The sequence below is a fragment of the Hymenobacter qilianensis genome (assembly GCF_014638675.1).
Classification (GTDB): domain Bacteria; phylum Bacteroidota; class Bacteroidia; order Cytophagales; family Hymenobacteraceae; genus Hymenobacter; species Hymenobacter qilianensis.
This window is the reverse complement of record NZ_BMFN01000004.1, coordinates 136,511-156,902: the sequence shown is the minus strand read 5'-3', so window position 1 is coordinate 156,902 and position 20,392 is coordinate 136,511. Positions and strand designations below refer to the sequence as shown.

Sequence of the window (20,392 nt, the reverse complement as noted above, 5' to 3'; positions counted from 1 at the left end):
CCGATAAATCAGGCGGAGATACTGGCGTAGTGCTCATCGATGGACTTGTCCATGGCTTCGCGAAAAGTCACTAGCAGCTTATTGCGCTCGGTATCGGGCATACTCTGCAAGGCTTGCTCAAAAGTAGTACGGTAGACGTGCACCATAAATTCGGCGCCGTGACTAGAGAGGAATCCATCATGTATACTCTTGAATACCACTTTCTCAGCGGAAGAAATAGTAAGCGAAAGAGCCAGCCATTCCTTCGCATTGTTGGCTAGGCTGAGGCGTAAGTCTTCATTCATAAGCGTATTGATAAAAAAGGAAAACGGAAGTGATACTGTTTGAAGACTGCAGAAAAGCTAAAGTCTAGACCTGCCTAGTGGCCCCTGGTACCTAACAAGAACCAGGCTCGGGAGGCTCCGCTGACCAGTTTACCTGCCGCAGCAACACGCGGAATTCTGCTTCGGACGCTACGCGGCCCTGAAAGCTATAGAGCATCTGGCCATCGACTACTTCCAGCAAAGTGATTTCATCGTCTTCGTAGAGCACAACGGTTTCTTGTCCGCAGGCGCTGGGGCGGCTATACCGCATTTGGCGGGGCGGCGAGCGGAATTGCACGAAGCCCAATGCTTGCAGTAACTCCGCAGATGGTTGATAAAAAACAGACATGTGAAATGGCCCCCGATGAAAGCGCCAAGCAACTACGCTGAGCGGTAAGCTGTAACGCATAATAAGATAAAAGGCAAAATACCAAACAGTTGCCTTTAATTAAGAACGGGAATGGATTGCAGCTACTTGGCAGGCCAAGGCTTTTTCGCCTGTTCTAAAAACAGAAGTCTAAGCACGCCACCTGTTCAATCCTTTCTTGTGCTTAGAATATGACAACACAAAGAATGGTCCAGCTTAGCCGAACTTCTAACAGCGTCAGTAGCTATTCTAGTCTTTAAAGCGAATAGCTTGTAAAAAGCTGTCTGCCAAGTGATTATTTATAACAAATAAATAATTGCATAAGCTATATAGCGCGTCACCAAGAAGTGAACAAATTGGCGCAGCAAATATTGCTTTGCCCAGCGACTTAAGGCTCAACTTGCTCCCAGATTTGCCCCCCAGCGAGGTAATCGTGGGTAATCAGGGCTTGCCCCCGGCAGCTGGTGCAGGCTCGGCGGGCAGCATAGAAGCGGCATCGAGGGGGCGGTGGGAGCCAAAGAAAAGCCGGTAGAAGCCCAGCATCTTGCGTTTTTCAAGTACAAAAAAGAGCAGCGTACAGAAAACGGTCGTGAAAATAATTACGGCAAAGGTGATGGTTTGAATAGTGGGGCCGCTGGGCAAACCCCGCTGGGCAGGCAGCGTGGCCAGTACGGCCGCCCCCAAACCCTTGGGAATCATGATGCTCATGAAGGACATGTCGAACAGCGGGGTTTTGGTGTCGGCGGAAGCCAGCACGACCGGGATGCGCACCAGAAAAAGCAGCAGCGTAATAGCGGCCCCCAGCCCAATCAGGTAGGCGTTGTCGAGTACAATGGACATGCCCACATACACGAAGAAAAACGTGCGCAGCAGAAATACCATCTCGGAGAAAAAGTCTTTCTCAACTGCGGTCAGCTCGATGTGGCGACTGGGCAGATAGGGATAGAGCAGGCGCGGGCGCAGCAGCGTAACGTTGCCCAAGGTGATGCTGAAAAACAGTACCGCAATTGGGCCGCTGAAATCAAGCTGCTCCACCAATCCGTACACGATAAAGACGAAAGCTGGCGTGGAAAAGCGCGTTTTGAGAAGCGTGGGTACTTTATTCAGTAGTATTGACCACAGGTAGCCGGAGGCCACGCCCGCCACTACAGCCAGCACCAGCGAGGTGAAAATGTGCCCAAACATGGAGCCCAGACTAAACGAAGCACCGGTGTAAAGGCTGATCAGCGAGATAGGAATGGCCAGCGTGTACACGTCGCTGAAGGCCGACTCCATGACCAGGGTGGTAGAAGTTTGGTCCTGAATATCCACCTTACGGGCTAGGGTGGTTACCACCGCCGAGGAAGTGCCCCCCAGAATGCTGCCCAGAATAACGGAGCTGAGAAAGTCGAGGCCCGCGAACATCTGGGCCATGGCCGCCACCAGCATGGTGGTCACAATGAAGTTGAGGGTGGTGAGGGTAACGGTACCCCGCAACGCCGATTTCAGCTGCTCAAAACGTACCTCCAGCCCACTCTCAAACAGAATAAATACTAGTACGATGTTGGTAAAAACCCTGCCCGCCTGCCCGAACGAAGCCGGATCGATGAGGTGAAATACGGGGCCTATTAGTATTCCCACCAGTAGCAAGCCCACCACATCAGGAATACGGGTCCGGTCGAACATCTCGGCCAAGTAATGGCCGAGGAAGATCAGGAAACCGATAAAAATAATGAGGATGGGAGTTGTCATGCTAAAGTTAGTTACCCCCAAATCAGCTCAGATGCACTAGTGCAGCCCGAGCGAAGTATCCGGTTTGGGCAGTACGTGTGAAGTAAGACTGGTAGTTGTCTTTGGCAACGTACTAATTTTGGGGCCTGGGGGGCAAATTTAGCGACGCAACGCTTAAAGCAGCCCGCTGAAGTACTCTCCTGGAACCCCCGCTGCGGCATCGTCCGTTGAGGCATTACACTTTATGCAACTTACCGCCTTCAAACTGCTACCCATGGGCCATCAGGCCGTCTTGCTGCGGCAAGGGGGGCATTTCCTGGCCGAGCGTCAGCAAGATAGCTTTAGCCTGCAACTTTATGCGTTCGGCGATTTTTACGCCGAAGTGTGGCGCGTGCAGGACGAAGAGCGCATCCTGTTCATTCATCTATTTCAGCACCCGGCAGGGCTGGCTGCTTATTTGGAAAGAATTCGACTGCCCGAAGTATAAAAAAGCCCCCCAGCGGCCACCATACAAAAAAGCGCAGCCACTGGCTGCGCTTTTTGCATTAAAAAAGATGGTTCGTGTCCGGGCTATTGAATCACCAGCTTCTGGGAAGAGGACCGGCCTGCTACCTCAAACTTGGTGATATACATGCCCTTGGGTAGTGCACCCAGGTTCTGGGTCAGCGACAGACGTTGCGTGCCTTTGGTGCGGAATACTTCGCGGCCGCTCAAATCAGATACCACCACGCTGATGGGCTGATTTTCCTCCGCTAATACGTTGAAGGTCACCTGGCCTGTGGATGGGTTAGGATATACGCTGGCTTCGGTGCCAGCGGGCAGACCAGCGCGCGTGCTGCCCACCTTCGCATCGGCGGCGGCTACTGCGGTCAGCGATTCGCTTCTCACGCGGTTTCCCAGCTCTTCGAATGCTACATCAGCCTGCACGAAGCCGTAGCCGGTTTTGAGGTCGAAGCCAGTATCGAAAACGCCAGGAGTCAGCGGGTTATCCATATCAAGCGCCGAGTCAATCAGACGCTTTTTGATTTGGATGGGGGGCAAATTGCCGACTACGCCGCCCAGCATAAGCGCACCCACCGCCGCTACGTGCGGCGCGGCGGCCGATGTACCAAAGAAGTTGGGGAAAACATCTGCATCAATCGGAGTGTCAGCGCCGAAGAACGTGGTGTTGGCGCCGTCGGGGCCGGTTACTTCAGGCTTCTCATACACCTGTGGCTTTTTCAGCTCTACACCATCCTCAAAATAAATCGGCGTGCCACCCAAAGACGAAAAACCATTGATGATCGGACGCGGTGTATTGGGGTTAAACTGCGGTGTGTTGAAATAAGCCGAAGCGCCCACAGCAATAACCTTTTCCGCGTTGGCGTGGCCGGCTATTGTAGAGCTCTGCGTGTCGTACTCCACAAAACGGGGAGTGCTGCCATAGTTGATGTACTTCAGCAGCTTGGGATCGGGACCAGCATATTTTACAATAACCAACTCCACAGTGAGCGGCTGGGTAGAATTGCTGGTAACGCCAATAATCTCAACTGGGTCGCCATTGGCAATGTTATCGGCGGCCGACGACCTGACGAGGGTTCCGTTGAGAAAGAGGTACATGTCCATATCGGTCTTGGCACCCGCTACGCCGTTAGCCGAGAAAAATGGATCAGTCCATTGCAGCGATATGGTCAGCGAGCCGCGGGGCGGAATAGTGATGCTCTGACGTACATCATTAGGACCAAAAGCATGGGCTGCACCTTCAATGCCCGGCACTGTGAGGCCCGAATTGGCGTAGGGAGCCTGATAAGATTGCTGGCCCTGATTGCCGGCAGATGAGAAGTATGAGGAGCCCCGATCTACCACTTCCTCGGCGGCCTGCGCGATAACACCATCCTCGAAGAACGGCTCAGCGAAGTAGACAACATCGTCTACAATCATGCGGCAGCCGGCTTCTTCAAGGCGTATGATGCCTTGGGCGAAGCTGGCCTGACCCAGAAAAGCGGTGTTAAAGGCGAGGTTGGCGCCGGGCGCTACATCGTGCACCAGCTCAGCCATACCGCGGCCTTCGTCGCTGCCGCCGCTGGGCAAATCTTCGAGTACCTGTACATTGGCTGGCAAGTCGCCACTGGCCACTCCGGCTGCGGCCCCATTCCGATTATTGTAGCTATCGGAAAGGATACCCACTTTCACACCCACCCCTGATACATTGTACTTCGCCCGTACCAAGTCCGACTTCAGTGATACGTCGCCCTGGCTGGTTACGGCACCTATGTTGCGGGCCGGCGTGTAAGCCGGGCGCACAAACCGCAGCGAGCTAACCGCTTCTAGGCCTTCCAGCTTAGCAATTGGGAATAGGCCCGAAACCATAACCCCATAGGAGGCACCGTTTTTCAGGCCCTGAGCTTGTAGTTCCTGTAATAGTCCACTTGCGTTGCCTTCAACTGAGGTAGCTTCTATAACAACATACCCATCAAAGATCTGAACATCGGGCGTTACAGAAATTCCTTCTACCTGGCTGATCACGGGAGCCGAGCGCTGCGCCCTTGCTGCCTGGTCTTCGGCCACCTTCACTAGATCGGTAGAAACCTTGGATTTCTTGTTTTTGGCTACGCCTAGGCCTCTTTCTGGGCTTTTGCCTTGAGCCAGTATTTGGGTCTCGCTAACTAATGCAAGGGCTAAGGAGCCGAGCAAAAGCTGCTTCAGGTAATGTTTTTTCATGCTGGAATAGTTAGGTAAGTGGATTAGAAAATAAGCGATGCCTTAAGGAGGAGCTTATATAATTATTGAAATGAAAAAATGTTATATATCATTTTTTAGTCTATAGGAGGTTTTTGCACAAATAAGTCGAGGCTCAACCTCAACCATTAGTTACTGCGCATGAAAGGCACTTTAGCCGCATATGGCTAGTGTGTCGAGTAGTAAAATTCCTGAGATTAATTTATTGCTGCACGTGTTGGGCTAGGCCTTGATGGCCTCTAAAAAGCCCCCACACCTACCTTCAGCTACCGCAGTAACTGACCATGCCACGGGAAGGCCCGAGGTCCAACGTCATAGTTATGGAGCCTGTGACTCAATAACTTTGCCCCCTGACCGCCGTACTCTGGAGTGCCCGGTAAGACCGACGTGCCTAGGGAGCCGGGGAGGCGTAAGTGCCGGAGTATTTGACGAAGCCAAAGTGTATGTGGATTGTATTTTCGTTGTTAGCGGCCGTGTCGGCGGCTGTGGTAGTTACCCTTTCCAAGGCCGGCATCAAGAATGTTGATTCCAGCCTGGCCTTCGCTATACAGTCGGTGCTGATTTTGCTGGTGGCTTGGAGCGTGGTTGCGTATCAGGGCAATCTGCCGGATGTATCGCGCATCGACCGACGCAGCATGACCTTTCTGGTAATAGCCGGCATCGTGACGTGCGTGTCGTCGCTGCTGTCGTTTCAGGCCCTTAAGCTTGGCGATGCCTCGCGCGCCTCGCCCCTCGACAAAGTGTCGCTGGTATTTTCTATAATTCTGGCCGTCGTTTTCCTGAAAGAAAAGATTAACTGGCAGGTAATTGTAGGGGCATTACTGATGGCTGCGGGCGCGCTCTTTATCGCGCTGGCCAAGCCCTCATCCAACTAAATTATGCGGCGGAATCAGGCCCGACTAAGACCGGCGCATGGGAATGTGCGGAATGCCGTCTTCCAGGTACATATCGCCGCACTGCACAAAGCCAAAACTGCTGTAAAATCTCTCTAAATACTGCTGCGCGCCAATCTTAATGGGCTGGGGGGCAAAATACTGCTCGCAGTGCGCAATTGCCTGCCGCATCAATTCCTGCCCGAGCCCAAAGCGCCGAAATTTAGGCGCGACAATTACCCGCCCAATACTGACTTCCTCGTAAGCTATGCCCGCGTCGAAAAGCCGGGCGTAGGCTGCTAATTTTCCGTCCGGCGTGTGCCCCAACAGGTGATACGCCGCCATATCCTGGCCATCGATATCCTGAAACGCACAGGCTTGCTCCACTACAAATACCTCGCTGCGGAGTTGCAGCAATTCGTACAGTTCGGTTAAGGATAAGTCGTTAAACTTCTTGCAGGTCCAGGATAATGTCATGTGTAGTATTGCTGCTTTTTGGGCCGGTTGGTGCTTATTTACGCTTGATTTTCTTTACTGATTCAGACAGGTCCTGGGCCGAATAAACCTTGCCGCGGGAGACAACCGCGTCTAGTTTTTTGATGTTGTTGATGTCAGCCAGCGGGTTCTGAGCCAGCAGTAGTAAGTCAGCATATTTCCCCGCCCCGATACTGCCCGACTGATCGGCTACGCCCATAAACGTAGCGCCGTTGATAGTGGCCGTGCGCAGGGCCTGCGCGGGAGTAAGTCCGGCCCGCACCAGCAGCTCCAGCTCACCCTGCAACGACGCGCCCGGATACACAAACGAGTTAAAAGGCCCGCTGTCGGAGCCGGCCAGAATGGTGACGCCAGCGGCCTGCATCTCCGGTATCATCGACATGAACTTGGCCGAGAGTTTTTTGCCAAATGCAACGGTTTCCTTGGGCTGCCGCTTCGCGTTGTTGTAGCGGCCCATGTAAGTAGCCTGAATCCTGGGGTCGATGTAGGCGAGCATGGTGTCGCGGGCGTGGTCCTGCTCGGTTATTTCGGCCAGCGTTTTCTGAATGAATAAGGTCGGCACCACTGCCGTTTTTCGCTCCGCCAAGGTTTTGAACATGGCGGCTGCCACCGTCGGGTCGTAGGTTTTGTAGATAGTGGGCAGCACCGCAAACAAGCCGAGCGGCTTGGGCGTCAGCAGGCTCTGCTTGACGGCGGCCGTTAGGCTGTCTTCGCGCGACGAACACCCTTTGAACACATAATACAGGTGCTCACTGGCATCGAGGCCACGCTCTGATGCCTCGCGCAGCGTGACGGTGTAAGGCATGTGGCCCGTGGTTTTGAGCCCGCGTTTTTCGGCTTCGGTAATAACGTTCAGGAAAGCTTCACCCGAGATTTTGCTTTCATAAATCTTGACGTAATCTACCCGCAGCTTCTGCAAGGAATCCAGCGCGACGGTTACCTGGGCGGGCGTTTCTACTGCCAGAGAGCCCGGCCATGTGCCGCCCGGACCATCAATCTTAGGACCCGAAGTGAAGATTCGGGGGCCAGCCAGCTTGCCAGCGTTAATCTGCTCGCGCCAGGCATAAACGGCCGGTGTCAGGTCGCCGCCCGCGTCGCGTACGGTGGTGATTCCGTGCGCCATATACAGCGGCAGCAGGTTCTTGTTTGCTTCCGTCAGCGTGTCGCCGCCCCGAAAATGCACGTGCATATCCCACAAGCCAGGCATAAGGTATTTGCCGGTGCCATCCAGGCGTTGGGTAGCACGCTGGGGGGCTTTTTCAGCGCTTTCTATCCGCTGAATCAGGCCGTTTGATACGACCACATTCTGATCGGGCTGCACGGTGCCGGTTATCACATCAATCACATTGACGTGGGTAATAACCAAATCAGCTTTATCTGACTTTACTGCGGCACATTGCGTCAGAAAAAAGGCAAGCGAAACGGCGGCGGTGCGGATAGATATTTTCATAAAATCAGAGACGCAGCGAGAAGTAGGAGGCTGAGATATTTCAGCCATAATTGGCTCCGCTAAAGTAGCGGAATTTGCCCCCAGTGCTTCCCGTCACCTCAATCTATTGCCTCTCACCCGAACGTCATGCAGAACGAAGTGAAGCATCTCGCGGGCTGATGTTGCCACACTAACTGTCCTGCTTGCTGTGGCATCCGCTGGTCAAAGCATCTCTACAATTTGCTATCAACCAACCAAACCCGCTCGTCATGCAGAGCACCGCGAAGCATCTCGCGTGTTTAGCTGGAGTAGTAACCCAGTGTCAGCACGCGAGATGCTTCGCGGTGCTCTGCATGACCGCCTTTTTGGGTAAGATTAGCCTTGGCAACGGCAGCACGCGGGATGCCTCGCGATGGGCTGCATGACCGTCTGGGGGGCATTTATTGGCTTTTTACTCCCGGGCTACCGGCTATTGGTGCGGTCAATAATATTCTGCACGTCCTTGGTCGATACTTTCTGTCCGGTTTCGGCGGCGCGGTAAATTGCGGCCATGAGCTGCACATCGCGCAGGCCCATTTCGCCGGGCACGCGGGTGGGTTTGTTGTTAAGAATACAATCGGCAAAGTTGTCCATTTGCAGAGCCTGCTGATTCACGTTCTGTATGTTCATCGGGCCCTTGCTGGTAGTGCCTTTGATGCCGCCGTAGCCAAAAGCCGGTGAGAGCTCAAACTTGCCTTTGGCCGCTTCGGCTTGTAGGCGGTTGGGTAGGCTTTCGGCGTAGCTGGTGCGGCAATCGGCCACGGAGCCATCGGCAAACTGGAACTGCCAGTTTACGCCCGCTTCCACTTCCTTAAACAAGCCATTATTGGGCTTAGGCGTAAATTTCGCCGTAACGGAGGCCGGAATCTGCCCTTTGGTGTACACCACGCCTTGCACGCAGTAAATACCTAAATCGACCAGCGGACCGCCGCCCGCTAGCTCCTTGTCCACACGCCAGGGCGTATCGTTGTTGAACACGTAGCCATTGTCGGCCACCAAGCGCTTGATCGGGCCGTAGATTTCCTTTTGACCCAAGCGCATCATTTCCATATTGTGGGGCTCGAAGTGCAGGCGGTAGCCGATGCTGAATTTCTTGCCCGCTTTTTTGGCGGCATCTATCATCTGCCGGCACTCGGTGGGCGTCATGGCCATCGGCTTTTCGCAGATCACGTGCTTGCCCGCCTGCAAGGCCCGGATCGTGTATTCGGCGTGCATAGCAATGGGCAGCACCACGTACACGATATCAATATCGGGGTTGTCAATGATGCGGTCGAACGACTTGTAGTCGTAGACGTTTTTGTCGGGGATATTATACTTGGCTTTCCACACCGGCACTTTCTCCGGCGAGCCCGTCACGATGCCGGCCAGGCGGCACAGCTTGGTTTCCTGCAAGGCCGGCGCCAGCTGCCCGGTGCTGTATTTGCCCAGTCCTACCAGTGCCACATTCAGCTGCTTGCCCGCCTGCCACGCCTCCAGGCTGGCCGGACCAAAGCTGCTTGCTTCCAGGCCGGTAAGTGAGCCAGCCAGCCCCGAAGTACCCAGCAAAATGCCCCCCAGACCCAGGGAGGCGTGGCGCAGAAAGTCGCGGCGCGAGGCGGAAGCGCTGGCAGAAGAAGAGGAGATATCGTCGTAGGTTTTCATAGCAGAGAGTTGGGGTATGGTAGCATTACCTCGCCAGCCAGCGCCGGGTTGCGCTAACAGGCTGGTAACAACGATGATCTTGTAAACAGAAAATTAAACTTGTAGGTAAGAAAGAAGTAACAAAAAGGGGCAGCTGACTGCGCAGCTGCCCCTCTGTGATGGATAGCAAATGATTGTTAGCGCAGGCGCTCGTTGTCGTCAAGTGGCCGGTCGATGATGCGGCTGCGCAAGGTGGTATTCGTCGCGACAGGCTGAGCTGCCGGAACCGTAGGATCTGGGTGAGGAAATGGGGCAGGGCCATGGGCCGACAGCGGAACGCCGCCGTGCTGCGCCACGTAGCGCCGGGCGTATTCAGAGGCATTTACCGCCCCGTGCTGATCGAGGAGCGCCTGCACCTGCTCGGCATCATGGCGGGTGCGCACATGAATGGTGAGCGTGGTGCCCCGGCGAGCGGCTTCCGAGTGGTCGCGCACATCGTGCTCGTGGCCCGTAAACACAGCCCGGAAGAAGTTGTGAAAAGCGTCGTTTTCAGGAAATTCGCCCGTGGGATTATCCTGGTTGACATCGGCCGCGGTCACGTCGATATACTCGCGGCCAATGCCATGACCGACAAGCGCGTGGAGAGCTTTATTCGCAACGTCGGCGTTTTCAAACACGCCAATTACAGTGTATGCCATGGCAGATCGGGGTTAGGGAGTGAGAATGGAGTAGGAAGATCGGGAATATTTGCTCCCATGGAAAGGAGTTTTTTCAACGGCGAATCCCTGCTATAGGTTGGGTTCGGGCAGGCGTCCGGCTCCGCGCTGCCGGGCTGCCGCACGCTTCATCCGGCTTATCCGACACTTCGGCAACCTTTCTTTTCATCGGGCTTAGCAGCCGACGACTTTTGGTCATCACTTCGCTGCTACCCTCATGAAACGCATCTTGCTTCTGCTGCTTCTGTTCCTGATTACGGCTGGCCACCTCGCGGCCCAAACGGCCCCCACCACGCTCAGCGGTACCGTCCGCGACCCAGGCGGACGGGGGCTGCCCGGCGTCAACGTATTCCTGAAAACGACCTTCGATGGCGCCAGCACCGACTCCTTGGGGCACTTTCGCTTCCATACTCGGCAGGCTGGTACGCTGCCGCTGGTGGTTACGCTGCTCGGCTATCAGCCTCAGGAGCAGATGGTGAAACTCGACGGCAAACCTCAGCGTTTCATCTTCACGCTGAAAGAAGCCCGCAATCAGCTCGGGGCCGTAACCATTACTTCCGGCACGTTTGAAGCTGGCGGCGACAAGCGCAACACGGTCTTTTCATCCCGCGACGTGGTAACGACGGCCGGTGCCTCCGCCGACGTGGCGGGCGCGCTGAACACGATGCCTGGCACCACCCGCAACGGGGAAGAAGGCCGCCTTTTTGTGCGCGGCGGCGCGGCCGGCGAAACACGGCAATATCTGGATGGCGTGCCTTTGCAAAGCCCCTATAATGCCAGCGTATCCGGCGTGCCGGCCAGGGGGCGTTTTTCGCCGATGCTGTTCAAGGGCATGGCCTTTAGCACGGGCGGCTACTCGGCCGAGTATGGGCAGGCGCTGTCGGCAATTGTAGCCTTGCAGTCCGAAGATTTGGCCCCCGAAACCCAGACGGGTATTTCGCTGCTCTCGCTTGGGGCGCTGAGTTTGTCGCACCAGCAGCGCTACGAGCGCTCATCGGTGGCCGTGACGGGCGATTATATGAACATGCGACCCTACTTTGGAGTGGTGCCTCAGCGGCTACTCACGGCGTTTCAATCGTCGGGCGGTTCGGTGGCCTTGCGTCAGCGTACGGGGGCGGCGGGCATGGTGAAAGTTTATGGCGCGCTGAATCAGCAGCGCATGGGGGTGCGGCAGCCGGAGGCCGAATGGGAGGGAGGCCGGCCCGTGAACCTGGAGGCGAACAATGTGTACTTAAATACCACCTTTCGCAGTCCGTTGCGGCGGGGCTGGTCGGTGCAGACGGGCGCGGCGGCCACGCGCGATGTGCAAACGGCCCGCATTGCCGTCCGCGACACGCAAACCCACCAAGTAAGCGACCAGGCCCGCCGCGAGCTGGAGCAGTCGATAGTAGGCCGCATGGTGCTCACCAACGACTCGGCCAGCTCCTACTGGAATCTGAAGCTTGGGGTGGAAGGCTTGGTGCAACGCAACCAGCAGGGCTACGAATTTGCCCCCCAGGATACTATGTTTCGCTTTTCGGAGCGGCGCTTGGCCACGTTTGCTGAGTCTGACGTTGCTTTCAGCAACAAGCTTGTGGGCCGGGTGGGCGGCCGCGCCGAATACTCCGGCGTGCTGCAGCGCTGGAATGCTGCCCCGCGCCTGGCGCTGGCGTATCAGGTAAATGAAAAAACGCAGCTTTCGGGGGCTTGGGGCTATTTCTACCAAACTCCCGCCAGCGACCTACTGATCAGGGCAGAGAATCGGGAGCGGCTGCGCTTCGAGCGGGCCCAGCACTTTCAGCTTACGTATCTGCGCAGCCACGATGACCGCACGCTGCGGGTAGAAGCCTACGCCAAAACCTACGCCCAGCTCGTGCGCTTCCGTGAAAATGCCCCCCAGAACCCGCTTACGCCCTTCGACCCAACTTCGTACCGCAGCACGGGCCGCGGCTACGCCAACGGAGTAGATATACTGTGGCGCGACCGTAAAACCCTCAAGAATGCCGACTACTGGGTGAGCTACGGCTTCCTAGATACGCGCCGGCAGCAGCGCCTCGACCCCGTGCTGGCCGTGCCCACCTTTGCCGCGCGGCACAACCTATCGGTAGTGGGCAAATATTGGCTGGCGAAGCTGCACACGCAGGTAGGCGCCACTTACACCTACAATAGCCCCCGCACCTTTCACAATCCGAATGAGGCTGGCGGCTACAACCAGGGCCGCTTGCCCAGCTTCCAAGATTTCAGCCTGAATGCCAGCTACCTCACCACGCTCTGGAAAAACCTGACGATCGTGCACGTGTCGTGCACCAATGTGCTGGGGCGGGAGAATGTATTTGGCTACCGCTACGCCGCTGCCCCCGATGCGAATGGCCTGTATTCCGGCACGGCCCTGCGACCATCGGCGCCGCGCATGGTGTTCGTGGCCTTGCTTATCTCCATCAACAAAAAGCGCCCGGCCGATATCGATACAGCGCCGGAGTAGCTAGCCTCATCCGCCCACTTCTGCACTTCATCCGGCTCAACCGACGCTTCAGTAACACAAAATTTTTCTCCTCTCGGCGCGGGTCCACCTTTGACCCAAGCTCTCCACTACACAGTTTTTTCACTTCATTTTTCCTCTGCAAACCATGAAAACGTTCATTTTCCTGCTGGCCTTCGTGGCTGCTTCCTTCTCCGCTACCGCCCAACAAACCGCCGCCCCCGCCGGCTACACCGACATGATGGCAGCCACCATTATGGAGCTAAACAGCACCGGCGACCCTGCTCAACTCAGGCAGCTTGTAAGCAAATTTGAGCGAGCGGCCACCGCCGCACCCACTGATTGGCTGCCCGCCTATTATCAGGCGTACGGCCTGTTGATTACCGCTTTTCAAAGCAAAGAAGACGGCGACACCAAAGACGAGTACCTCGACCAGGCCGAGGCTGCGCTAGCCCAGGCCCGCAAGCTGCGCGGCGACGAATCGGAGCTGCTGGTGTTGCAAGGCTACATCTACCAGGCACGGCTAGGTATTTCACCCATGGACCGCTCGGGCAAATACTCGCGCATGGTGAGTGAGGTACTTGGGCAGGCTAAAGGCATAAACCCCGCTAACCCACGCATCTATCTGGTGCTCGGCAACAACGTCTACTTTACACCCAAGATGTTTGGGGGCGGCCCTGAGGCTGCTAAGCCACTTTTTGAGGAAGCGAAAGCCCGGTTTGCTGCTTTTCAGCCCAGCAGCCCGTTAGCACCCAGCTGGGGCGAACGGCAGTTAACAAGCCGGTTGAAGGCATATGAACAAGCCGCTAGCGCGCAGGCTGCTAAGCAATAACTCTAAGTACACCTGGCGCGGCTGAGAGCGGCGCCGGGTGTACTCAGTTTCTCTCCGTAACTTCTGCCATCATGGACCTGCTGCATCAGTTCAACATTGGCTTACACATCGTTTGCGGCACGCTGGCTATGTTGCTTGGCCTCGTGCCGATGGCGGGGCGCAAGGGTGGAGCAAGTCACCGCCGCTTCGGCCGCTGGTTTTTGGCGGCAACCGCAGGTGTGTTGCTCACAGCAGTGCTTGGCCTAGCGGTGTTCGATTTTCGCGGCTACCTGGTCGGAATTGTGCTGCTGAGCGTGTATCAGGCGTGGTCGGGGTATCGGGCGGTGCGCACCCGCGCGACTGGCCCTACCCGCCTCGATGGGTGGGTGGCCGCCGGAGCTTTAGTGAGTAGTGTAGTGCTGGTGTTTTGCCTTAAAGCCATTGAGCTGGTCTGGACGCCGGGCATTATTTACTCGACCCTAGGTGCCTTAGTAGTCATGACGTTGTATGATTTGGCGCGTTTCCGCTTTGTGCCACTATGGCGTCGCACCTTGTGGCGCTACGACCATCTTTGGAAGATGATAAGCGCCTATTTTGCCTTGGTATCAGCCTTCACAGGCACAGTGCTACCACAATACAAGCCATATAGCCAGTTTGGGCCATCGGTGGTGGGGATGACACTAGTGCTGGGCTTTGGGCTCTACTATGCGTTGCGTCCAGACGCTTCTAAGCCCGATTTAATCACCATTAACCGCTCCTTCTAGCCCTTGTCTACCAGCCCGTATCTTGCCAGCGCTACCACGCTTGTTGAGCCTGGTTTCCCCGCCTGCTCTATGTCCGCACACAATCCCACAATGCCCCCCAGACAAGCCACCCGGGCCTGGCTGCGCATTCTTCTGACGCTGCTGTTGCTTTCCGTGACTATCAGCTTTCTTACCTGTCTGAAATGCTTGGACAATCCGCGGGAGCTGACCATAAACTTCGTGCTGACGGCCATTTACACCACGGGTCTGTGGCTGGCCAATGGCTACTCCGTGGATTGGCTAGACCGGTACGTGAGATGGAAGCAGGCCCCAGCCAAGCGGCTGGCGCTTACGCTGCTAGTGTCGCTGGGGGGCTCTTTGGTGGTTATCGTGCTCGTGCGGCTGGGCTATATCCTGTACAGGGGGCAAAATCCGGCCTTGCTGGTCTCGCCTCAATATATAGACGGCTACCTGTTTCCGCTGGTCATCACGGCGTTGATTTCCATGTTTATGCACAGCCGGTCGTTCCTGCTGGGCTGGCGCGAGGCCGTGGTGCAGACCGAGCGTTTGCAAAAGGAAATGGCGCAGGCCGAGGCCGAAACCCTGCGTCAGCAGCTCGATCCGCACTTCATGTTCAATGCCCTGAACGCGCTTACTTCGCTGGTAGAGGAAGAGCCGCAGCTGGCCGTGCGCTTCATTCGGCAATTGTCGCAGGTGTACCGCTACGTACTCGATGCCCGTGGCCGGGAAGTGGTGCCGCTCGCCGATGAGATGGAGTTTGCCAAAGCGTATCTTTTTTTGCAGCGCATTCGCTACGGTGAGGCCTTGCAGGCTGAGCTGCCCGACCCCGACAGCGTGCCGCCGAACCTGATGGTGCCGCCGTTGAGCTTGCAGCTGTTGCTGGAAAACGCACTGAAACACAACGTGGCGCTTCAGCAGCAACCCCTGCATATCGGCTTCGAGCTGAACTTGCCCGCCCGACAGCTCACCCTACGCAACACGCTACGGCCGCGCCGCCTCAGCCCCGAAGAAACTAGCGGCCTGGGCCTGCGCAACCTGCAAGCCCGCTACGCTTTTCTAACCAGGCAGCCCCTACTCATTCAGCCCACCGCCACGGAGTTTGTCGTGACGCTGCCGTTGTTAGAAATAGGCTAATTCAGGGTGTAGAGACGCAATATCTTGTGTCCTATCGTTGAACTTAGCCAGCAGCCAACTCATGCTGATTAGTAGGTAGATTTAAGCTGACCAACGACCGCGACCATTAGACGCAAGATATTGCGTCTCTACCCAGCACGAAAAAAGCCCCCCAGAGCACCCAAAAACACCGATTAACTCATGTCAACTTCCCCTGCGCTTCGTGCCCTCCTCATCGAAGATGAACCCCTGGCCGCCCGGCGTCTCACGGAGCTGCTGCGGCGGCAGCAGCCGGCGGTGGAGGTAGTGGCCACGGCCGAATCGGTGGCGGCGGCCAAGGTGCTGCTCGCTACATTGCAGTCTGCGCCCGACGTGCTGTTTCTGGATATTCATTTGGCCGACGGATTGAGTTTCGAGCTGTTTGAGCAGACTACGGTGCCCTGTCCGGTTATCTTCACCACCGCCTACGACCAATATGCTATCCGGGCTTTCAAGGTGAACAGCGTGGATTATCTGCTCAAACCCATTGATGCCGGAGAGCTGGAAGCGGCCGTGCAAAAGCTGCGCGAGCGGCGCGCCAGCACTCATGCGGCCGCGCCCACGGCCTTCGATCCGGCCTTGCTGGTGCAAGTATTACAGCAGATGCAAACCCCCCGGCCCACCTACAAGGAGCAATTCGTGGTGCGAGTAGGGGAGCATCTCAAAACCATCGCCACGGAGCAGATAGCGTACTTTTTCAGCCTCGAAAAAGCCACGCTGCTTCAAACCCGCGAGAACCGCCGGTTTGTGGTGGACTACACGCTGGAGCAGCTGGAAAGCCTGCTCGACCCGCGCCAGTTCTTCCGCCTCAACCGCACGTATCTTGCCCAGGCCAGCGCCATTCAGGACATTATTCACTACACCAACTACCGCCTGCAAACCGTGCTTCAGCATTGCCCCGAGGGCCCTGTGCTGGTAAGTCGTGAGCGGGTGCCGGCTTTCAAAGCGTGGCTGGACAGGTAGCAAATTTGCCCCCCAGCCCAAGTTCGGACCCGCTGCATCAGCCTTCCAGCCAGTGTTTAAATACGCTGGCTTTCTCCCGGCTCACCACCACTTCATCAGTGGGGCTGGGGGCCAAATCCAGCTTCAGCTTGCCGTTGAAATGAGGGTGCAGGCGCTGCACCGCCTGCAAATGCGCCACAAACTGCCGATTAAGCCGGAAAAACTGCCTAGGGTCGAGCAGACCTTCCAACTGCTCCAGCGTGTAGTCCACCACAAACCGGCGGCCATCCAGCGCCACGAGCGTCGTGACTTCATTGCGACTCTGAAACCAGGCGATTTGCCCGACGAGTAGCGGCAGCTGCTGCTCCCCGCTGCGCACCAGAAAGCGCGATTTGTAGGGCTGATTGGGGAGGGGCAGGCTGTCGAGCAGGCGCTCCAGGCGCTGGGCCGCGTCGGGTGGGGTCGGCGCAGTAGGCGTCCGCCATTGCTCCAGCTTCCGGAGGGCGGCCTCCAGCTCAGCCAGCTTGATGGGCTTCAGCAAATAGTCGATGCTATTGGTCTTGAAAGCCCGGATGGCGTAGGCGTCGTAGGCGGTGGTAAAGATGACAGGGCTCCGTACAACGGTGCGCTCAAACAGCTCGAAACTCAATCCATCGGCCAGGTGAATATCGGCCAGAATAAGGTCGGGGGGCAAATTTGACTTCAGCCACGCCAGGGCGGCCGTCACGCTATCCAGCACCGCCACCACCTTGGCCTCCGGCGCCGCCTGGTGGAGTAGCCGCTGGAGGCGCTCCGCCGCCGGGTATTCATCTTCGAGCACCAGAACGGTCATGGATAGCTTGAGGGGCATCTGGATTAATGAATTAGATAATTGAGGGGATAGGGGATAAAATAGGCCTCCTGGAGAAATGCAGCGAGCTATAAAGGCAGAGCTAAGGCAAAATACCACGTCCAGGCAATAAAGAACAGCTGGAGCGGAATGCGGAACCAGAGGTAGCGAGGCCCTGGCCCATCCAAGGTGCCGGTCTGGTAGTTCAGATGGCGTTGAGCCGCAATGATATTGCCGGGCAAAATCAGGACGAAAAAGGCCATGAGTAACCAGCCCGTATGCCAGCGAAACGCTGGGAGTAGCAGCCCCACTGCCGCCAGTAGCTCCAGCACGCCGGTTGCCAATATCCATGCTTTTTTGGCGGGCAGAAAGTCCGGCAGCATTTGCATCATCCCTTTGGTAAAGGCAAAGTGCGCCACTCCTGTAAACAGCAGCATGGCAGCCATGGCTCCGTTTCCGGCGAAGACATAATTTGGGCTGCCATGCAGGATATACGTGCCGCCAGCCAACAGACCGAACATGGCGAGCAACACAAATAATGGTTTCATACCGATAGCTGTAAAAGAAAAAAGCCCTGCCTCAGCGAGGCCCCAGCAGCGGCAGCCGCACCCGAAACCGCTGATTCTCAGTGCTGATTTCTACTGGCTGAGAGGCATGCAGCAGCTCGTAGCGGTGCTGCACATTGCGCAAGCCAGTGCCGGTGCAGCGCACGAGCCCCGCCAGCCTTGGTCGCAGAATATTCTCCACTGTAAAATACCCGGTGGCCGGATCGGCGGTGAGGCGGAGCTCCAGCGGGTTTTCGCGCGAGGCGACGTTGTGCTTGAGCGCATTTTCCACCAGTAACTGCACGCTCAGGGGAGCCACGTGCCAAGTGAGCGCCACCGGTGGAATCTCCTGCTCAACCCGCAGGTTATCGCGAAAGCGGACTTTTTGCAGAGCCACATACGTGTCTACGAAAGCCAGCTCCTCCGCCAGCGGCACCGTTACTTTTTCGCGGCTGAGCAGCACGTAGCGGTACACATCGGCTAGCTGCTCTACAAACTCCTGGGCCGCCGCATTGCCAGGCTCAATGAGGGCCGAAAGCGTATTGAGCGAGTTAAACAAAAAATGCGGATCGAGCTGGTTTTGCAGGGCTTCGAGCTGGCTTTGTACCCCGGCTTGGGTAAGCTGCTCGGCATGGCGCACATTCTGCTCCCACTTCTGAAAAAAATGGTGGCTTTCGTACACAAGCAGCACTACCGAAGTAGGCACCAGATTCAGCAGTACTTGCACGAAAATTCGCTCGGCACTTAGCACCCCAAATAGTTCGGTGGGCAGCAAAAGTGTGAGCCCGACGGTGATGGAAACGGTGGCCAAACTAGCGTAGAGCAGGCAAGCAGCGGCCAGCCACCAGATGCGCACCGATGTTTGACCCACATCAGGAAACCGGCGAATAAGCCCTTGCCAGATAGCGCGCGTTCCCAGCCAAATGGTAAGCGTGTAAACAAGCGAAATCGGCCAGCTGACCAGGAACACCGGAACAGACCGAAAAGCGTAGTCGGCCTCGGGAAGCAGCATGAGCAGACTTACAATCGGAATTCCAAACAGCAGCAACTGACGGTCTTGCATGGTGGGTGGCGTGGGTTTTGGCCCCCGTGGGCCTGGCGGCAACTTACGCACTTTCCCTTACTGCGAAAGCAGCGGCAGACCGCTCAGCGCCCGCCAGTATAGCAGGGCCACCCCACCGGCGTAGAGCGCCGCGAAAGCAAAAATCCCCGCTGTTTGGGCACCAGTCTTCCAACTAGGCATCGCGCGGGCCAGCAGCCAACCGGCCAACGGAAGCGCCTGCAAAGCGTGCAAACCCAGAAAGTGGGCGGCGCGCAAATCGCCGGCGCGGGTGCTCCAGCCCAGCACGGGCAGGCCGGCGCCACCATCGGGAGCGCCTACGGTGTGCGCGTTTTGCCCAATCATGGCTCCACCAATGGCGCTGCCCAGCAAAAACAGCAGCAGCCCCAGCCGCATGCCCCACACGTACCCAGCCGAACCAAAAGGCCGGTGGCGCAGCATCAGATACAAGGCCCACACCAGCAAGAGGGTATTGATGGCGATAAACAGGCCCATGGCGGCAAATACCAGCGCATCGAAGACGGAGCTATTGTTGAAGTGCGAAGTAGTGCCACGGGCTGCCTGTAGGAAAATAGCCGCAATTTCGACCGTCATGCTGATGGCTACCCCCCAGCTGATAAGGCGCACGGCCCGCTGTGCAGGCGCCGGCAAATCGGCCAGCAGCCAGCCCAGCGTCCACAAATAGATAAGGTTGGAAAGCGAGAACTTGAGGGGCTTGAACCAAACGTTGAGGCCCGTTACCACGCGCTCATCAAACGGCACCAGCGCCAGGGCAAGCAGGGCCAATCCCGCACTCAGCCACCCCGCCCACGACAATACAGGATTGCAGCGGTGCAGAATGACCAGCCACTCGCGCAGATCCTGGCCCGAACTCAGGAGCAGCGGACGGCGGGGGACAAATGAAGCGGAGTTGCCAGAAGCGAAGAGGAGCGTTTTCATACCTATGACGAATAAGATGAACGAACAGAATCCAGGGCTGGGGCGGGGCTGGGGGGCAAATTCAGCGGGTAAAAGCGGCGCACGATGGCGTACAGCAGTAGCCCTACTGGCCCAAGCAAAAAGGTGAATAGCAGACACGGAATCAGCAGCAGGTGCGGCACTCCGCGGCGGTGCGCATCGCGCGCCGACCACGCGCCCACGGCCAGATCGAAGCAGAGATAATGCACCCAGCCCGCCAGCAGCGCCCACGGATCCTGGAAAAGCAGCGCAACTTCAGCCAGCGAAGAAAAGCCCCCCACACTGCCCTGCGGCCCCGCATAATGCACCCCAATGACTACGGCATAAACCACAGCCAACCCCAGCGACAATACCCCGCTGAGCACCAGGCGGCGCGTAACCATCCAGCGCGGCGCAATCAGCAGCAAGGCCCATCCCAGCATGGCTACGGTGTTGGCAACGGAGAACAAGGTAGTGGGCGTAAGCATAGCAGAGAGCTTTATTTCTACTAAACTACCCCTGATTTCTACCCCAGGAAATCCCTAACCAAGCGAAGCCGACCCCACGCCGGGTGAACCGGCAATATTCTGTGGTGAACCGTTGCTGTGGGCTGGGGCAAATGTGGGA

At 56.9% G+C, this 20,392-nt stretch carries 20 protein-coding genes; 7 read left to right on the top strand and 13 right to left on the bottom strand.

The genetic code is table 11. The features are described from left to right. Positions 1 to 8 precede the first annotated feature (8 nt). From IEW06_RS18765 to IEW06_RS18755, 3 genes are all read right to left on the bottom strand, one after another. A complete protein-coding gene (locus tag IEW06_RS18765) occupies positions 9 to 284 on the bottom strand; it encodes a hypothetical protein (protein ID WP_187308827.1) in 276 nt (91 codons plus the stop codon). A 91-nt stretch (positions 285 to 375) separates the two neighbouring features. Further along, positions 376 to 711, bottom strand: coding sequence for a hypothetical protein (locus IEW06_RS18760; protein WP_188548745.1), 336 nt, complete (start codon positions 709 to 711; stop codon positions 376 to 378). 399 nt (positions 712 to 1,110) lie between these two features. Beyond that, entirely contained in the window at positions 1,111 to 2,400 is a 1,290-nt protein-coding gene (locus IEW06_RS18755) for a cation:proton antiporter (protein ID WP_187731355.1), read from the bottom strand. A 223-nt stretch (positions 2,401 to 2,623) separates the two neighbouring features. Between IEW06_RS18755 and IEW06_RS18750 the strand changes: the two genes are divergently transcribed. Next, entirely contained in the window at positions 2,624 to 2,866 is a 243-nt protein-coding gene (locus IEW06_RS18750) for a hypothetical protein (RefSeq protein ID WP_187308830.1), read from the top strand. An 83-nt stretch (positions 2,867 to 2,949) separates the two neighbouring features. Here the strand turns inward: IEW06_RS18750 and IEW06_RS18745 are convergent, their stop codons facing one another. Next, complete coding sequence (locus IEW06_RS18745) at positions 2,950 to 5,079, bottom strand: T9SS type A sorting domain-containing protein (RefSeq protein ID WP_187731356.1); 2,130 nt, start codon at positions 5,077 to 5,079, stop codon at positions 2,950 to 2,952. 461 nt (positions 5,080 to 5,540) lie between these two features. Between IEW06_RS18745 and IEW06_RS18740 the strand changes: the two genes are divergently transcribed. Then, positions 5,541 to 5,972 (top strand): EamA family transporter, encoded by a 432-nt coding sequence (locus tag IEW06_RS18740; protein WP_187731357.1) that lies wholly within the window; start codon positions 5,541 to 5,543, stop codon positions 5,970 to 5,972. A gap of 24 nt (positions 5,973 to 5,996) precedes the next feature. Here the strand turns inward: IEW06_RS18740 and IEW06_RS18735 are convergent, their stop codons facing one another. The 4 genes from IEW06_RS18735 to IEW06_RS18720 form a co-directional block, all read right to left on the bottom strand. Further along, the gene (locus IEW06_RS18735; RefSeq protein WP_187731358.1) at positions 5,997 to 6,446 is read right to left on the bottom strand and encodes a GNAT family N-acetyltransferase; all 450 of its coding nucleotides are present in this window, start codon (positions 6,444 to 6,446) and stop codon (positions 5,997 to 5,999) included. 34 nt (positions 6,447 to 6,480) lie between these two features. Next, complete coding sequence (locus tag IEW06_RS18730; protein WP_188548744.1) at positions 6,481 to 7,914, bottom strand: amidohydrolase family protein; 1,434 nt, start codon at positions 7,912 to 7,914, stop codon at positions 6,481 to 6,483. A gap of 441 nt (positions 7,915 to 8,355) precedes the next feature. Next, positions 8,356 to 9,573 (bottom strand): Gfo/Idh/MocA family protein, encoded by a 1,218-nt coding sequence (locus IEW06_RS18725; RefSeq protein WP_187731362.1) that lies wholly within the window; start codon positions 9,571 to 9,573, stop codon positions 8,356 to 8,358. 176 nt (positions 9,574 to 9,749) lie between these two features. Then, positions 9,750 to 10,250: a hypothetical protein gene (locus IEW06_RS18720; RefSeq protein WP_187731363.1), complete on the bottom strand. Its 501-nt coding sequence runs from the start codon at positions 10,248 to 10,250 to the stop codon at positions 9,750 to 9,752. A gap of 235 nt (positions 10,251 to 10,485) precedes the next feature. Here IEW06_RS18720 and IEW06_RS18715 point away from each other — a divergent pair, with 235 nt between their 5' ends. The 5 genes from IEW06_RS18715 to IEW06_RS18695 all read left to right on the top strand — a co-directional run bounded on the left by IEW06_RS18715 (position 10,486) and on the right by IEW06_RS18695 (position 16,416). Further along, positions 10,486 to 12,729 carry a TonB-dependent receptor gene (locus tag IEW06_RS18715; RefSeq protein ID WP_188548743.1) on the top strand — a complete coding sequence of 748 codons (2,244 nt, stop codon included), beginning with the start codon at positions 10,486 to 10,488 and terminating at the stop codon, positions 12,727 to 12,729. Positions 12,730 to 12,874: 145 nt separating this feature from the next. Further along, complete coding sequence (locus IEW06_RS18710) at positions 12,875 to 13,558, top strand: hypothetical protein (protein ID WP_188548742.1); 684 nt, start codon at positions 12,875 to 12,877, stop codon at positions 13,556 to 13,558. Between the two features lie 71 nt (positions 13,559 to 13,629). After that, the gene (locus IEW06_RS18705; RefSeq protein ID WP_187731366.1) at positions 13,630 to 14,301 is read left to right on the top strand and encodes a DUF2306 domain-containing protein; all 672 of its coding nucleotides are present in this window, start codon (positions 13,630 to 13,632) and stop codon (positions 14,299 to 14,301) included. A gap of 69 nt (positions 14,302 to 14,370) precedes the next feature. Beyond that, positions 14,371 to 15,435 carry a sensor histidine kinase gene (locus IEW06_RS18700; RefSeq protein WP_188548741.1) on the top strand — a complete coding sequence of 355 codons (1,065 nt, stop codon included), beginning with the start codon at positions 14,371 to 14,373 and terminating at the stop codon, positions 15,433 to 15,435. 180 nt (positions 15,436 to 15,615) lie between these two features. Further along, positions 15,616 to 16,416: a LytR/AlgR family response regulator transcription factor gene (locus tag IEW06_RS18695; protein ID WP_187731369.1), complete on the top strand. Its 801-nt coding sequence runs from the start codon at positions 15,616 to 15,618 to the stop codon at positions 16,414 to 16,416. A 37-nt stretch (positions 16,417 to 16,453) separates the two neighbouring features. Here the strand turns inward: IEW06_RS18695 and IEW06_RS18690 are convergent, their stop codons facing one another. From IEW06_RS18690 to IEW06_RS18670, 5 genes are all read right to left on the bottom strand, one after another. After that, on the bottom strand, positions 16,454 to 17,245 hold the full coding sequence (locus IEW06_RS18690) for a LytR/AlgR family response regulator transcription factor (protein WP_223284422.1): 792 nt from the start codon (positions 17,243 to 17,245) through the stop codon (positions 16,454 to 16,456). A gap of 68 nt (positions 17,246 to 17,313) precedes the next feature. Further along, positions 17,314 to 17,772, bottom strand: coding sequence for a DoxX family protein (locus IEW06_RS18685; protein WP_187731370.1), 459 nt, complete (start codon positions 17,770 to 17,772; stop codon positions 17,314 to 17,316). Positions 17,773 to 17,803: 31 nt separating this feature from the next. After that, positions 17,804 to 18,832, bottom strand: coding sequence for a sensor histidine kinase (locus IEW06_RS18680; RefSeq protein WP_187731371.1), 1,029 nt, complete (start codon positions 18,830 to 18,832; stop codon positions 17,804 to 17,806). Between the two features lie 57 nt (positions 18,833 to 18,889). Next, on the bottom strand, positions 18,890 to 19,768 hold the full coding sequence (locus IEW06_RS18675) for a hypothetical protein (protein ID WP_187731372.1): 879 nt from the start codon (positions 19,766 to 19,768) through the stop codon (positions 18,890 to 18,892). Positions 19,769 to 19,770: 2 nt separating this feature from the next. After that, on the bottom strand, positions 19,771 to 20,253 hold the full coding sequence (locus IEW06_RS18670) for an ABA4-like family protein (protein WP_187731373.1): 483 nt from the start codon (positions 20,251 to 20,253) through the stop codon (positions 19,771 to 19,773). Positions 20,254 to 20,392: the final 139 nt, after the last annotated feature.

What these genes read in the sequence shown, in the direction of transcription:
- IEW06_RS18765 (WP_187308827.1), bottom strand. Translation starts at nt 284, where the DNA reads ATGAATGAAGACTTACGCCTCAGCCTAGCCAACAATGCGAAGGAATGG.
- IEW06_RS18760 (WP_188548745.1), bottom strand. Translation starts at nt 711, where the DNA reads ATGCGTTACAGCTTACCGCTCAGCGTAGTTGCTTGGCGCTTTCATCGG.
- IEW06_RS18755 (WP_187731355.1), bottom strand. Translation starts at nt 2,400, where the DNA reads ATGACAACTCCCATCCTCATTATTTTTATCGGTTTCCTGATCTTCCTC.
- IEW06_RS18750 (WP_187308830.1), top strand. Translation starts at nt 2,624, where the DNA reads ATGCAACTTACCGCCTTCAAACTGCTACCCATGGGCCATCAGGCCGTC.
- IEW06_RS18745 (WP_187731356.1), bottom strand. Translation starts at nt 5,079, where the DNA reads ATGAAAAAACATTACCTGAAGCAGCTTTTGCTCGGCTCCTTAGCCCTT.
- IEW06_RS18740 (WP_187731357.1), top strand. Translation starts at nt 5,541, where the DNA reads ATGTGGATTGTATTTTCGTTGTTAGCGGCCGTGTCGGCGGCTGTGGTA.
- IEW06_RS18735 (WP_187731358.1), bottom strand. Translation starts at nt 6,446, where the DNA reads ATGACATTATCCTGGACCTGCAAGAAGTTTAACGACTTATCCTTAACC.
- IEW06_RS18730 (WP_188548744.1), bottom strand. Translation starts at nt 7,914, where the DNA reads ATGAAAATATCTATCCGCACCGCCGCCGTTTCGCTTGCCTTTTTTCTG.
- IEW06_RS18725 (WP_187731362.1), bottom strand. Translation starts at nt 9,573, where the DNA reads ATGAAAACCTACGACGATATCTCCTCTTCTTCTGCCAGCGCTTCCGCC.
- IEW06_RS18720 (WP_187731363.1), bottom strand. Translation starts at nt 10,250, where the DNA reads ATGGCATACACTGTAATTGGCGTGTTTGAAAACGCCGACGTTGCGAAT.
- IEW06_RS18715 (WP_188548743.1), top strand. Translation starts at nt 10,486, where the DNA reads ATGAAACGCATCTTGCTTCTGCTGCTTCTGTTCCTGATTACGGCTGGC.
- IEW06_RS18710 (WP_188548742.1), top strand. Translation starts at nt 12,875, where the DNA reads ATGAAAACGTTCATTTTCCTGCTGGCCTTCGTGGCTGCTTCCTTCTCC.
- IEW06_RS18705 (WP_187731366.1), top strand. Translation starts at nt 13,630, where the DNA reads ATGGACCTGCTGCATCAGTTCAACATTGGCTTACACATCGTTTGCGGC.
- IEW06_RS18700 (WP_188548741.1), top strand. Translation starts at nt 14,371, where the DNA reads ATGTCCGCACACAATCCCACAATGCCCCCCAGACAAGCCACCCGGGCC.
- IEW06_RS18695 (WP_187731369.1), top strand. Translation starts at nt 15,616, where the DNA reads ATGTCAACTTCCCCTGCGCTTCGTGCCCTCCTCATCGAAGATGAACCC.
- IEW06_RS18690 (WP_223284422.1), bottom strand. Translation starts at nt 17,245, where the DNA reads ATGCCCCTCAAGCTATCCATGACCGTTCTGGTGCTCGAAGATGAATAC.
- IEW06_RS18685 (WP_187731370.1), bottom strand. Translation starts at nt 17,772, where the DNA reads ATGAAACCATTATTTGTGTTGCTCGCCATGTTCGGTCTGTTGGCTGGC.
- IEW06_RS18680 (WP_187731371.1), bottom strand. Translation starts at nt 18,832, where the DNA reads ATGCAAGACCGTCAGTTGCTGCTGTTTGGAATTCCGATTGTAAGTCTG.
- IEW06_RS18675 (WP_187731372.1), bottom strand. Translation starts at nt 19,768, where the DNA reads ATGAAAACGCTCCTCTTCGCTTCTGGCAACTCCGCTTCATTTGTCCCC.
- IEW06_RS18670 (WP_187731373.1), bottom strand. Translation starts at nt 20,253, where the DNA reads ATGCTTACGCCCACTACCTTGTTCTCCGTTGCCAACACCGTAGCCATG.